The sequence below is a fragment of the Sphingobium sp. LF-16 genome (assembly GCF_003711185.1).
Taxonomy (GTDB): domain Bacteria; phylum Pseudomonadota; class Alphaproteobacteria; order Sphingomonadales; family Sphingomonadaceae; genus Sphingobium; species Sphingobium yanoikuyae_A.
Window position 1 is genome coordinate 4,237,517 of the sequence record NZ_CP029335.1, and the last position, 13,878, is coordinate 4,251,394.

The 13,878-nt window shown below is 66.3% G+C and carries 8 protein-coding genes and 1 tRNA gene; 1 reads left to right on the forward strand and 8 read right to left on the reverse strand.

Annotated features, from left to right (window positions below; genetic code table 11):
• Window positions 1-51: 51 nt before the first annotated feature.
• The 7 genes from DIZ22_RS19920 to DIZ22_RS19945 all read right to left on the reverse strand — a co-directional run bounded on the left by DIZ22_RS19920 (window position 52) and on the right by DIZ22_RS19945 (window position 8,682).
• Complete coding sequence (locus tag DIZ22_RS19920) at window positions 52-990, reverse strand: TauD/TfdA family dioxygenase (protein WP_010336953.1); 939 nt, start codon at window positions 988-990, stop codon at window positions 52-54.
• A 31-nt stretch (window positions 991-1,021) separates the two neighbouring features.
• Window positions 1,022-2,431, reverse strand: a complete 1,410-nt coding sequence (locus tag DIZ22_RS19925; protein ID WP_122928683.1) for an MFS transporter — start codon at window positions 2,429-2,431, stop codon at window positions 1,022-1,024.
• Window positions 2,432-2,453: 22 nt separating this feature from the next.
• Window positions 2,454-4,889, reverse strand: a complete 2,436-nt coding sequence (locus DIZ22_RS19930) for a TonB-dependent receptor (RefSeq protein ID WP_048936209.1) — start codon at window positions 4,887-4,889, stop codon at window positions 2,454-2,456.
• A gap of 8 nt (window positions 4,890-4,897) precedes the next feature.
• Window positions 4,898-5,056, reverse strand: coding sequence for a hypothetical protein (locus DIZ22_RS22015; RefSeq protein WP_164488919.1), 159 nt, complete (start codon window positions 5,054-5,056; stop codon window positions 4,898-4,900).
• A gap of 287 nt (window positions 5,057-5,343) precedes the next feature.
• Complete coding sequence (gene fdhD / locus DIZ22_RS19935) at window positions 5,344-6,195, reverse strand: formate dehydrogenase accessory sulfurtransferase FdhD (protein WP_048936210.1); 852 nt, start codon at window positions 6,193-6,195, stop codon at window positions 5,344-5,346.
• Window positions 6,192-8,459, reverse strand: a complete 2,268-nt coding sequence (locus DIZ22_RS19940) for an FdhF/YdeP family oxidoreductase (protein ID WP_048936211.1) — start codon at window positions 8,457-8,459, stop codon at window positions 6,192-6,194. The genes fdhD and DIZ22_RS19940 overlap by 4 nt, the downstream gene beginning before the upstream one ends.
• 136 nt (window positions 8,460-8,595) lie before the next feature.
• Window positions 8,596-8,682, reverse strand: a tRNA-Leu gene (locus DIZ22_RS19945).
• A 140-nt stretch (window positions 8,683-8,822) separates the two neighbouring features.
• Here DIZ22_RS19945 and DIZ22_RS19950 point away from each other — a divergent pair.
• A complete protein-coding gene (locus DIZ22_RS19950) occupies window positions 8,823-9,338 on the forward strand; it encodes a hypothetical protein (protein ID WP_048936212.1) in 516 nt (171 codons plus the stop codon).
• On the opposite strand, the gene gltB is transcribed toward DIZ22_RS19950, so the two are convergent.
• Complete coding sequence (gene gltB, locus DIZ22_RS19955; protein ID WP_048936213.1) at window positions 9,339-13,874, reverse strand: glutamate synthase large subunit; 4,536 nt, start codon at window positions 13,872-13,874, stop codon at window positions 9,339-9,341. It abuts the gene before it with no gap.
• Window positions 13,875-13,878 lie beyond the last annotated feature (4 nt).

Here is a 13,878-nt window from a genome sequence, read left to right on the forward strand (position 1 = left end):
GCCCAGTGTGCCGAAGGTCAGGGGCAGGTTGGGGGGGTGAGCAAGCCCTGCTCAGGCGGCTTCGGCAATCTTGCCATCTTCCTTCTTGATGATGCGGCTGTTGCGGCCGTCGATCGAGACGGGGACGGTGCCGGCGATGGTGGCGCGGCGCAGCTGGCGATGCTGGGTGCCGAAATCGGCGATGGCGCGATGCTGGGTGGCGCGATTGTCCCAGATGGCGACGTCGCCCGGCTGCCAGCGCCAGCGCACGGTGTTTTCCGGCCGGGTCACGGCATCCTGGAATGTGGCGAAGAGGCGCTGGCTGTCGGCCTGGCTGAGGCCGACGAACTGCTTGAAGAAATGGCCCAGGATCAGCGAGCGCTCGCCGCTTTCGGGATGGACATGGACCAGCGGATGTTCGGTTTCATAGACGGTCGAGGCGAAGACTTCGCGATAGCGCTTCACCGCTTCCTCGTTCGCGTTGGTGACGACCGAGGCATAGTCGTAGAGGTTGGAATGGACCGCCCACAGGCTGTTGGCGAGCTGGCGCAATGGTTCGGGCAGTTCCTCATAGGCGGCTGCCGTATTGGCCCAGAGCGTGTCACCGCCCGCCTGCGGGATGACGATGGCGCGCAGGATCGAGGATTCGGGGTAAGCGGGGACGAAGGTGACGTCGGTGTGCCAGCTCGACGCGGCGCGGCCCTCCTTCGAATCCAGTTCCAGCAGATATTTGGAGCCGGGCACGACCGGGACGGTCGGGTGGGCGACGGGCTTGCCGAACCGTTCGGCAAAGGCTTCCTGGCCGGCATCGTCGAGATGATGCTGGGCGCGGAAGAAGATCACCTTGTGGCGGACGAGGGCGGCGCGGATCGCGGCGATGGTGGCGTCGTCAAGGTCGCCGCCCAGCGCAACGCCGCGAATCTCCGCGCCGATGCGGCCGGCGACGGGAACGACATCGAGCGGACCGTCGGCATCGGCGGCGTTGAGGAAGCTCTGGGTCAGGATGGTCATGGCAGGTCTCCTTGAGTTTATGCGTGGACGGTCAGGCGGGGATCGCGTCGCGCTGGTCGAGGGCGCGGCGGATTTCGGCATGGGCGGCTTCGTCGAGCGGGAAGCGCCAGATGATGAGGGTGGCGATGATGTGGGCCAGGGCCGGGCCGAGGGCGAAGACGGTCTTCAATCCTTCGAGCGCGGTGGCATCATTGTGCGGGCCGGCGGCAAAGCCGAGCCAGGCGATGAGCGGCAGGGCAATGCCGATGCCGATCGCCGGGCCGAGCTTGGCCGAGAGGGCAAAGACCGAGAAGAAGAGGCCGGTGCGGTCATGGCCGGTGCGCAGCCGATGGGCGTCGGCCACATCGGCGACCATGGCGCGCAGCATGAGGTTGCCCGAGCCCTGGGTCAGCCCCTGGGCAATGGTGAGGGCGAGCAGCAGCGGCAGGCCGCCGGGGAAGACGAAGAGCAGGCCGATATTGATCGCCGCCTGGGCGATTTCGCCGCTGATCGCGGCCTGACGCTTGCCGATGCGGGTGCCGATGCGCAGCCAGATCGGCGCGGCGGCGACGCCGAAGATGAACTGGAGCAGGTAGAGGCCGCTCGCCCAGGCGGGCAGGCCCATATACCAGACGGCGAAGAAGACGATCAGGCTGGCGCGGATCGACTGGCCGGCGGTGACCACCGCGTCGGAGGCGAGGACACGCAGCAGCAGCCGGTCGGAGAAGATGACGCTGGTGGCGCGCCAGAAGCTCTGGCGGACCGGCGGGGTGGCGGGCACTGGCGGTTCGGGCACGGATAAGAGGGTGAGGGCGAGGCTGGGGATCAGGGTGGCGATGATGAAGCCGCCGACCAATTGCAGCTTAAGCGTGCCATTGCCCGGCTCGACCTGGTCGAGGATGGTCGGCAGCACCAGCACGGCGAGCAGGCCGATGGCGCGCAGCAGCGCCTGATAGCTGACGACGCGGGTGCGGCCATGATAATGGCGCGACAGCTCGCCGGCCCAGGCGGAGGCCGGTATCTCGATCATCGACCAGCCGAGATAGAAGAAGAAGAGGGCGGCGCCGAGATAGGCGGGCGTCACCAGCGCGGCGGGCGGGAAGAAGAGCAGGGCGGAGGACAGGCCGAACAACAGGCCGCCGGCCGCGATCCACGGGCGGCGCCGGCCAAAGCGGCTGCGGGTGCGGTCGCTGAGCGCGCCGACCAGCGGATCGGCGCTGACATCCCAGATGCGGCCCAGCAGGAAGATGAAGCCGATGGTCGCGAGCGAGAGGCCGAACTGGGTGGCGTAAAGCTGCGGCACGAACAAGGCGAGCGGCAGGCCGGCGCCGGCGATCGGCACCGCGATCGAGGCGAAGCCGGTGAGGCGCAGGCGCGAGGGCTCCCCCTCCCCGACGCGGGCGGGTTCCGGCCGGATGATGCTCCGGTCATCCAGATAGTCTGCGTAGGGAAGGGTAGCCATGATCTTGCCTCCGTATTGGGGGTCAGAATTTGCTGCGCAGGGTGACGCCGATGGTGCGGGGATCGCCGACGGTGGCGGTGACGAGGCCGGTGTTCGCGACCGAGAGCGTGTCGACATAATCCTTGTCGAACAGGTTCTTGGCCCAGAGCGACATGTCGATCAGGCCATCGTCCAGCCGCACGCCGATGCGCGCATTGGCGACGCCGTAGCTGGGCACCAGCGAGTAGCGGCTGTCCGACACGGCGGTGTAGTAGGAGGAACGCCAGCTATAGTCGGCGCGGCCGTAAAATTGGGCGTCGCCCCATTTGGTGGTGCCGAGCGGAATGGCGAAGTCGCCGCCCGCGCTCCACGACCATTCGGGCACGCCCGACAGCGGCTTGCCGCTCAGGTCGGTCACGGCCGAGCCGCCGGTGGTCGGGTTCAGTGCCTCGACCGGGGTGGGGCCGTTCTTGAAGTCGACATAATAGGCGTCGGTATAAGCGAGCGAGGCGTTGAGGTTGACATAGCGGCTGAGCGCCAGCGCACCGTCCAGTTCGAAGCCGCGCGCGCGCGCCTCGGGGATGTTGGTGATGTAATTGCGGGTGCTGTTGGTGCCGACAATCTGTTCGGTGATCGCGGTCTGATAGTCGAAGATATTGGTCCAGAAGGCGGCGGCGTTGAGCGTTGCCTTGCCGCCCCAGAACTGGCTCTTCACGCCCGCTTCGTAATTGTCGACCTTCTCGCCGCCGACATCGGGGCTGACCCCGGCCGGGATGTTGGTGAGGTTGAGGCCGCCCGACTTGTTGCCGCGCGAATAGGTGGCATAGACCAGCACGTCCGGCGTCACCTTGTAGGACAGGGTGGCCAGACCCGAGAGGCTGTTGTCGGTGAAGCCGGTCGAGTAGCTGGTGACGGGGTTGAGGCTGTTGCGCAGTGCGATCGCTGCGGTGCGCTGGGCCGCGGTCAGGCTGGAAAGATCATTCCCCTCCGCCCACCATTGGCTGTAGCTGCCCTGCTTCTTCTCGTGCGTGTAGCGCAGGCCGAGCGTCAGCGAGAGGCTGTCGGGGATGATGGCGTAGCTGGCCTGGCCGAACAGCGCGGCGCTCTTGGTTTCCGGATTGGAGCTGGAGCGGGCGACGAAGCCGTTGACAGCCGCATTGCTGACCACCGGATCGGCATTGGGGAAGAGCCAGAGCGGCGCGTCTACGCCATAGCCGGCGGCGCCCGACCCGTTGATGATCTGCCAGAAATAATAAGCGCCCAGCACATAGGAGAGGCGGGTGTCGCCATTGGAGGCGACGCGAAATTCCTGGCTGAACTGGCGCTGGTTATTTTCCTGATGGTTGAGCGTGTTGACCGAGAGCGAGGTGGCGTCGCTGTCGTTGCGCGGATACCAGTTCCAGGCGCGATAGGCGGTGATGGAGCTGAGCGTGACCGGGCCGACATCCCAGTCGGCCTTGCCCGAAATGCCCCATTGATTCATGTTCGCCTGGAACTGGCCATCGACATCGACCTTGCGGGCGAAGGGATCGGTGGCCAGCGGCGTGTAGCCGGCGCGGGCGGCGCGGATCGCGAAATTGTTCGCGATGATGTTGCCGTCATCATAGGTGGTGAAGACGGTGCTGGGCAGGCGGACGCAGCAATTGAGCGTCTGCTTGGCATAGTCACCGATCAGGCGCAGGCTGAAGCCCTCACCCTGGGTCAGCAGCAGCTGGCCGCGCGCGGTGAAATTGTCGTAATCGTGAATTTTCTTGCCGTTATGGACATTGGTCAGGAAACCATCGCGATGGGTGTCGGCAATGCTGATGCGCACCGCCGCCCAGTCGGTGAGGCCGCCGGTGACCGAGCCGCGCAGCTGATGGAAGCCATAGTCGCCCAGCGTCGCTTCCACCTGGCCGCCGAAATCGAAGCTCGGCTGGCGGGTGGTGATGTTGATCGCGCCGGCGGTGGTGTTCTTGCCGAACAAGGTGCCCTGCGGCCCGCGCAGCACCTCGATCCGTTCGAGGTCGACCAGGTCGAACTGGCTGGCGCCGACGCGGCCATAATAGACATCGTCGATATAGACGCCGACGCCATTTTCGAGGCCGTCATTGGTCAGCGCGACGTTGGAGCCGAGGCCGCGGATGTTGATGTTGGTGTTGCGGGGGTTGAAGCTGAACAGCTGGAGGCTGGGCGCGACCTGCTGCACGGCGGCGAGCGTATAGTCGCCGCGCTGTTCGACCAGATCGCCGCCGACGACCGAGAGGGCGACCGGCACGTCCTGCGCCTTTTCGGCGCGGCGGCGGGCGGTGACCAGGATGGGGGCACCATAATCGCCTTCATCGACAGCGGCTTCGGGCGCGGGCGCAGGTGCCGCGGCGGCGGGTTCGTCGGCAGCATGAGCGGCGCTCGGCAACAGGCCGATGGCGACGCCGGTGAGCAGCAGGCGACGGAGGGACAGGCCGTGCCGGGGTCGGCTGGGCGCGAGGACTTGGGACATGAAGAGGCTTACTCCCTGAATTTCTTGTCTGTTCTGCTTGTGGGCTGCGGACGCAGGGCATCGTCGTGCACGGCGTTCAGGCCGTAGAGCGCGGCGGCCGCCTGGAGCAGCGACACGGAATAGGCTGGGTGCGGCGACGCGCGTCGGCCGCGAGCTTCCACGGGCATGCGATCCCCCTTTCCCGCACGACGCATCGGCGGAGGACGGGCGGATGGAGGCGCGCTGACAAGCAGCGCGCTGCGTGGCGGGCGTCAGGCCCTAGATTTCAGATGGATGGCACATCGTTTCATTCCCCGTTTCGTTGGGGGGAACACGAAGCTGGCGTCGTCGCCCGAGCATCGTGCGCTTTAGCTGTTGGTGACGCGGAGCAAGCTGCATCCCGATCAAAAGCCGCGGGTCCGATGCCGATGTCGTCATCCGGGCGGGGACCAGTCCGCTCCGTTTGAGGCAATCTCTACTTATAAGATAGAGTGTCTGGCTCAACCAAGTTTTGCTTGGCCGTGCCCAAATTGCGCTGTGCCGGTCCGTCCGCCCGTTCGAGCATGGCGTCGCGCCGGGCGAGGGTGATGAGGCGCAGGCCCGATTCGGCGGCACGATCGAGCGCCAGGCTGGTCGGGGCGGAAAGGGTGACGAGCAGCGGGCAGGCCGCGAGCGCGGCCTTTTCCACCAGTTCATAGGAACAGCGCGAGGAGAGGAGGGCGAAGCCGCCATCCCAGCCAAGGCCGGCGCGGGCCATAGCGCCGATCAGCTTGTCGAAGGCGTTGTGGCGGCCGACATCCTCGCGCGCGAGGCGGAGCGTGCCGTCGGGCGCGGCGAGGGCGGCGGCGTGGAGCGCGCCGGTGCGCTGATTGCCCGGCTGGCGTGCGTCGAGCGCATCGAGGGCGCGGAACAGGGCATCGTCGCTGGCCTGGGTGACGGCGGTGACGCGCGGCAGCGGGCGCAGCGCCTGCTCCAGATTCTCTATGCCGCACAGGCCACAGGAGGATTCGGCGACGCGGTGGCGGACGCGGGCGAGGATGCGGTCATGGCGATCGGCGATCAGGCGGATGCGCAGTAGCAGGCCCTGGGGCGCTTCATGGATGTCGATGTCGATGATGTCGGCGGCACTATCGATCAGCCGTTCGGACAAGGCGAAGCCGGTGGCGAGATCGTCGAGATCGGCCGGGGTCGCCATCAGCACGGCATAGCCGATGCCATTATATTCGAGCGCGACAGGGCATTCGACCGCGACCGCGCGGGTGACGGGTGCGCGGCCGCCGTCCGGGGTGATCCGGGTGAAGCGGGCAGGCCGGTCGGCGTCGCTCATCGGGCGGCGCGCACCATGACGGGAATCGACTTGTAGGCGGGGGTGCCGCTGGCCGGATCATAATCGTCGAGCGGGACGAGATTGTTCGCCTCGGGATAATAGGCGGCGAGCGATCCGCGCGCGATGGCGTGCATGACGATGGTGAAGCCGCGTAATTCGCGCCCGGCCGGCGTCGTCACATCGACCTTGTCGCCATGGGCCAGGCCCATCTCCGCCAGATCGATCTCGTTCGCGAAGATGATGTCGCGCCGGCCATGGATGCCGCGATAGCGGTCATCATAGCTATAGATGGTGGTATTATACTGGTCATGGCTGCGGATGGTGGTGAGCAGCAGCGGCAGCGCGCCCTCGTCCGGCGCGGCCGGGTGGGTGATGAACTGCGCCTTGCCGCTGGGCGTGTTCCAGATCCGGTCGCTGGGGCCGACGGTCAGGCGGAAACCGCCCGGTTCACGCACCCGGATGTTGAAGTCGCGGAAATCGGGATAGACCGCCTCGATCCCGTCGCGGATGCGGTCATAATCGGCGACCATGCCGTCCCAGTCGGTGCGGCTGGCGGGCATGGCGGCCCTGGCCAGGCCCGCAACGATCGCCGGTTCGGAGCGCACATGGGGCGAGGGGGGCTTCAATTTGCCGCGCGAGGCGTGGACCATCGACATGCTGTCCTCCACCGTCACCCATTGCGGGCCGGCGGCCTGAAGATCCAGTTCGGTGCGGCCAAGGCAGGGCAGGATCAGTGTCTCGCGCGCGGTCAGCAGGCAGGTGCGGTTGAACTTGGTGAGGATGTTGACCGACAGGTCGAGCCGGCGCACGGCGGCGAAACAGGCGTCGGGATCGGGCATGGCGACGGCGAGATTGCCGCCGAGCGATATCAGCGCTTTTGATTCGCCAGCGTGCATGGCGGCCAACGCCTCGACCGCATTATGGCCATGCTTGCGCGGCGACTGGATGGAAAAGGCGGTGTCGAGCCGTTGCAGCATCGCTTCGGTCGGCAGTTCGGTGATGCCGACGGTGCGGTCGCCCTGCACATTGCTATGGCCGCGCAACGGGCAGATGCCGGCGCCGGGCTTGCCGAAATTGCCGCGCAGCAGCAGCAGGTTGGCGAGCGCCTGCACATTCTGCGTGCCGTGGCGATGCTGGGTGATGCCCATGCCATAGCAGATGATGACCCGGTCGGCCCTGGCATAGACATGGGTCATGCTCTCGATCGCTTCGCGGGTGAGGCCGGACAGGCGCTCGATCCACGGCCATTGGGTCGCCTCGATATCGGCGCGCAGGGCGTCGAAGCCCTCTGTATGCTGGGCGATGAAGCCGTGGTCGAGCGTGCCGGGCTGCTGTGCCTCGATCGCCAGCAGCGCCTTCATCATGCCCTTGAGCATCGCCATGTCGCCGCCGATCCGCACCTGATGATAGGCGGACGCGAGCGGGGTGGCGCCGGGCGAGAGCATTTCGGTGGGATGCTGAGGCGACTTGAAGCGTTCCAGCCCGCGTTCGCGCATCGGGTTGGCGACGATGATCGGCACGCCGCGCTTGGAGGCGGTGGCGAGCGTGCTCAGCATGCGGGGATGGTTGGTGCCCGGATTATGGCCGATGCAGAAGATCGCGTCGGCATGGTCGAAATCCTCCAGCGTCACCGTGCCTTTGCCGATGCCGATCGACTTGGGGAGGCCGGTGCTGGTAGCCTCATGACACATGTTCGAGCAGTCGGGGAAATTGTTGGTGCCGAATTCGCGGGCGAACAGCTGGTAGAGAAAGGCGGATTCGTTCGAGGCGCGGCCCGAGCAGTAGAATTCGGCCTGGTCGGCATGGTCGAGCGCCTGGAGCGCGGCGCCGGCGCGGGCAAAGGCTTCGTCCCAGCTGATCGGCACGAAATGGTCGGTCGCGGCATCATAGCGCAGCGGCTCGGTCAGGCGGCCGGCATCTTCGAGCTTGTGGTCGGTCCAGTTCCACAATTCGCTGACGCTGTGGCGGGCGAAGAAATCGGGATCGACGCGCTTGACCGTCGCTTCCCAGGTGACGGCCTTGGCGCCATTCTCGCAGAATTCGAACGAAGAGGTGTGCTTGGGGTCGGGCCAGGCGCAGCCGGGGCAGTCGAAGCCGTCGGGCTGGTTCATCTGGAGCAGGGCGCGGGTGTCGGGGCTGGCGCGCATCTGTTCGGCGACCGTCTTGGCCACTGCACGCAGGGCGCCCCAGCCGCCGGCCGGGCCGTCATAGCTGGAGACGCCTTCCACCGTGTCGGGGATCAGGTCTTCGGCGGATTTGTCCATGGTCGTCTGTCCCACATCATCGCGGTGCCCCGCGTGGGATATAGGAAAATTCGGCTGGAGAACCAAGGCCGGGCAGGCAGGATGGGGCGTGCCCGCAGGGGGCTGTCATCATCATCTGCAGCTATCGGGAAAGTGATGGTGCGGTCGAGAAGACTCGAACTTCCACGGCCTTTCGGCCACAACGACCTCAACGTTGCGCGTCTACCAATTCCGCCACGACCGCACATCAACAGGGAAACCGGCGGGGCCGGTGCCTTGGTAGGAGGCGGCCCTTAGCAAAGGCTTTTGGGTCATGCAACCAGTGATCGGCATCAACGTTATCTTTGTTTGGCAGAAAGTCGGTTGCGAAAGGGGGCTGGCCCCATGTCGTTGCATTTCTGGGTGGGATCGGGCGGCGCGTTGGTGGTTGCCGCGGTGATGGGGCTTGGCCTGGGCGCCTATGTCACCAGCCCGCAAAAGCCGGTGCGGCCTGCGCTGGAGGCGGAACTGGATAACGGCGACATGGCGACGGTGCCGAATTTGCCGGAGGCCGAGCGCGGACCGGCGTTCGTGACCTGCACCGGATGCGGGCCGACGCTGGAGGAACGGCGGATGCAGGCCGACATGGCGGGGCTGGATGCCGATGGCATGATCGGCGAATCGCGCGATCCGGCGGTGCGCGACTATCTGGCGGAAGAGGAACAGCCGGTCGAATCGGCGGCGTTGGGGTATCCGCCGCTGCCGCAGCCGACGGTGCGGGTCGATCGCCTGCCGCCGCGGATCGAGCGATTCGCGGCGGGCGAGGCGGAACCGGGACCGGCGCTGAGGCCGGTCGCGGCGACGACGGCGCCGTCCCCGCCTGTCCCCGCAGAACCGGCAGAGGCGGGCTTGCCGCAGTAATTATTCGGCAGCGACCGGGGTCGATGCGTCGCTCAGCGGATGGGTCAGGCGATTGACCATTTCCTTCGGGCAGACCTGCCAGATGTAGCGGCGCCAGCGATCCCAATCCTCCAGGATGGTGTTCGACCATTTGCTGTCGGTCGCGACCGCATGTTCAGCGATCAGCGCCTTGAGCTCGCCTTCCCAATGGGCACTGTCCAGACGCTGCCAGACGATGCTTTCCGGGTTGGCGCGGCTCGGGAAGCTGCCATCCTCGTCGAGGATGAAGGCCATGCCGCCGGTCATGCCCGCGCCGAAATTGGCGCCGGTCTTGCCCAGGATCACGGCGGTGCCGCCGGTCATATATTCGCAGCCATTGGCGCCGCATCCTTCGACCACCACCTTCGCGCCCGAATTGCGGACAGCGAAGCGCTCGCCGGCCTGGCCCGCCGCGAACAGCTTGCCGCTGGTCGCGCCGTAGAGGACGGTGTTGCCAAGGATGGTATTGTCCTTCGACGAGAGCGGCGAGGAGACGGTGGTGCGCACCTTGATGATGCCGCCCGAAAGCCCCTTGCCGACATAGTCGTTAGCGTCGCCGAACACTTCCAGGGTGATGCCCTTGCAGAGGAAGGCGCCGAGCGACTGGCCGGCCGAACCGCGCAGGCGCACGGTCAGATGGCCGTCCGCCAGCGTCGACATGCCGAACTTTTCGGTCACGGCCGAGGAGAGGCGGGTGCCGACGGCGCGGTGCGTGTTGCGCACCGTGTAGGTCAGCTGCATCTTCTCGCCGCGCTCGAACACGGCGCGGGCATCCTTCATCATCTGCGCGTCGAGGCTGTCGGGCACTTCATTGCGCCACTGCGGCAGGCTGAAGCGGCGATGCTCGTCGGGGGCGTCGACCTTGGCCAGGATCGGGTTGAGGTCGAGATCGTCGAGATGCTCGGCGCCGCGATTGACCTGCTTCAACAGTTCGGTGCGGCCGATCACTTCGTCCAGGCTGCGGAAGCCCAGACGGGCCAGGATCTCGCGCACTTCCTCGGCGATGAAGGTCATCAGGTTGATGACCTTTTCCGGGGTGCCGGTGAACTTCTGGCGCAGCTTCTCATCCTGCACGCAGACGCCCACGGGGCAGGTGTTGCTGTGGCACTGGCGCACCATGATGCAGCCCATGGCGACCAGCGACAGCGTGCCGATGCCGAACTCCTCGGCGCCCAGGATCGCGGCGATGACGATGTCGCGCCCGGTCTTGAGGCCGCCATCGGTGCGCAGCTTCACGCGGTGGCGCAGGCCGTTGAGGGTCAGCACCTGATTGGCTTCCGACAGGCCCATTTCCCAGGGGGTGCCGGCATATTTGATCGAGGTCTGCGGGCTGGCGCCGGTGCCGCCGACATGGCCGGCGACCAGGATCACGTCGGCATGCGCCTTGGCAACGCCGGCCGCGACCGTGCCGATGCCGGCCTGGCTGACCAGCTTGACGCAGACGCGCGCGCGCGGGTTGATCATCTTGCAGTCATAGATGAGCTGCGCGAGATCCTCGATCGAGTAGATGTCATGGTGCGGCGGCGGCGAGATCAGCGTCACGCCGGGCGTCGAGTGACGCAGGCGGGCGATGAACTCGGTCACCTTGAAGCCGGGCAGCTGGCCGCCCTCGCCGGGCTTGGCGCCCTGTGCGACCTTGATCTCGATTTCTTCGGCGCTGCCCAGATATTCGGCATGAACGCCGAAGCGGCCCGACGCGATCTGCTTGATCACCGAATTGGCGTTGTCGCCATTCTCATAGGGCTTGAAGCGCGCGGCATCCTCGCCACCCTCGCCCGACACCGCCTTGGCGCCGATGCGGTTCATGGCGATCGCCAGCGTCTCATGCGCTTCGGGGCTGAGTGCGCCCAGCGACATGCCCGGCGTCACGAAGCGCTTGCGGATCTCGGTGGTGGCTTCCACCTCGTCGATCGGCACCGCCTCGCGGGCGAAGTTGAACTCCATCAGGTCGCGCAGATAGACCGGCGGCAGGTCGCGCACGCCGCGCGAGAATTGCAGATAGGTCGAATAGCTGTCGGTGCCAACGGCGGTCTGCAGCAGGTGCATCAGCTGGGCGGAATAGGCATGGGCCTCGCCGCCGTTGCGCTGGCGATAGAAGCCGCCGATCGGCAGGCGGACGACCGCGCTGTCATAGGCCTTGTCGTGGCGCAGCATCGCCGAATAGTGGAGCGAGGCATAGCCTTCGCCCGAAATCTTCGCCGGCATGCCGGGGAAGAGATCGTTGACCAGGGCGCGCGACAGGCCGACCGCTTCGAAATTATAGCCGCCACGATAGGAGCTGACGACCGCGATGCCCATCTTGGACATGATCTTGAGCAGACCCTCGTTGATCGCGGTGCGCTGACGCTCGAAACACTGGTCGAGGGTCAGGTCGCCGAACAGGCCTCGGGCGTGGCGATCGGCGATGCTGGCTTCGGCCAGATAGGCGTTCACCGTGGTTGCGCCCACGCCGATCAGCACCGCGAAATAATGGGTGTCGAGCGCTTCGGCCGACCGCACGTTGATCGACGCATAGCTGCGCAGGCCCTTGCGGACGAGATGGGTGTGGACGGCCGCGGCCGCCAGCACGCCCTGGATCGCGACCCGGTCCTGCCCGGCACGCTCGTCGGTCAGGAACAGTTCGCTGCGTCCTTCGCGCACCGCCTGCTCGGCCTCCTCACGGATGCGGGCGATCGCCGCGCGCAGCTGTTCCTGGCCGCCGGTCGAGGGGAAGGTGCAGTCGATTTCGGCCACGGCCGGGCCGAAATAAGCCTTGAGCCGCGCCCATTCGGCGCTGTTGAGCACCGGCGATTCCAGCACCAGCACATGGCTGTTCTGCGCATCTTCCTCCAGGATGTTGTGGAGGTTGGAGAAGCGCGTCTTGAGGCTCATCACATGCCGTTCGCGCAACGGGTCGATCGGCGGGTTGGTGACCTGGCTGAAATTCTGGCGGAAGAAATGGCTGATGGTGCGCGGCTTGTCGGAGATGACCGCCAGCGGCGTGTCGTCGCCCATCGAGCCGATCGCTTCCTTGGCATCCTCCACCATCGGCGCGAGGATCAGTTCCATATCCTCCAGCGTCATGTTGGCCGCGACCTGGCGACGGGTCAGTTCCGCCTTGTCCCATGCCGGCAGGGCGCTGGGGACGTCGGGCAGGTCGGTGATGTCGAGGAAGTCCTTGATCAGGTCGCCATAGGGGCGCTCACCCGCGATGCGATCCTTGATCGCGCGGTCGTCATAGACTTCGCCTTCCTGCAGATCGATCGCGATCATCTGGCCCGGACCCATGCGGCCCTTCTGGACGATGGTGGTTTCGGGCACGACGACCATGCCGGTTTCCGAACCCACGATCAGCAGATTGTCGCCGGTCAGCGTGTAGCGCAGCGGGCGCAACGCGTTGCGGTCGACACCGGCCACGACCCAGCGGCCGTCGGTCATCGCGAGCGCGGCCGGGCCATCCCACGGCTCCATCACGGAGGCGAGATATTCATACATGTCGGCATGCGCCTTGGGCAGTTCGGCGCTTTCCGCCTGCCATGCCTCGGGCACCAGCATCAGCTTGGCCGTGGGCGCATCGCGGCCCGAACGGCAGATCGCCTCGAACACGGCGTCCAGTGCGGCGGTATCCGACGCACCGGCCGGGATCACCGGCTTGATGTCCTCCGACTGCTCGCCGAAGGCCAGCGACGCCATCTTGATCTCGTGGCTCTTCATCCAGTTCTTGTTGCCGCGGATCGTGTTGATCTCGCCATTATGGGCGAGGGTGCGGAACGGCTGGGCCAGCCACCATTGCGGGAAGGTGTTGGTCGAATAGCGCTGGTGGAAGATGGCGACACGGCTCTCGAACCGTTCGTCCTGCAGGTCCGGATAGAAGACCGACAGCGATTCGGCGAGGAACAGGCCCTTGTAGATGATCGAGCGGCACGACAGCGAGCAGACGTAGAAATCGCTGATCTGCGCTTCGATCACCTTCTTCTCGATGCGGCGGCGGATCAGGTAGAGATCCTTCTCGAACTCGCCGACGTCGCGCTCTTCGGGCATCGGGCCGGCGATCATGATCTGCTCGATCTCGGGACGGGTGCGCTGCGCCTTCTCGCCGATGACGGAGACGTCGACCGGCACCTGGCGCCAGCCATAGATGGTGTAGCCCGCGTCGATGATCTCGGCTTCGACGATGGTGCGGCAGGTTTCCTGCGCGCTGAGGTCGGTGCGCGGCAGGAAGATCATGCCGACGGCGAGGCGGTTGGGCAGCGGCTTGTGGCCCGAATCGGCGATCGCATCGTCGAAGAAGCGGACCGGCAGGTCGACATGGATGCCGGCGCCATCGCCGGTCTTGCCATCGGCATCGACCGCGCCGCGGTGCCACACGGCTTTCAGCGCATCGATCGCGGAGGAGACGACGCGGCGGCTGGGCCGGCCGTCGGTCGCGGCGACCAGGCCGACGCCGCAGGCATCGCCCTCCATCTCGGGATGATACATGCCCTCGGCAGCGATGCGTGCGCGCTCTTCGGGGCTGGCCATGAAATTGGTGTCGGTCATGATG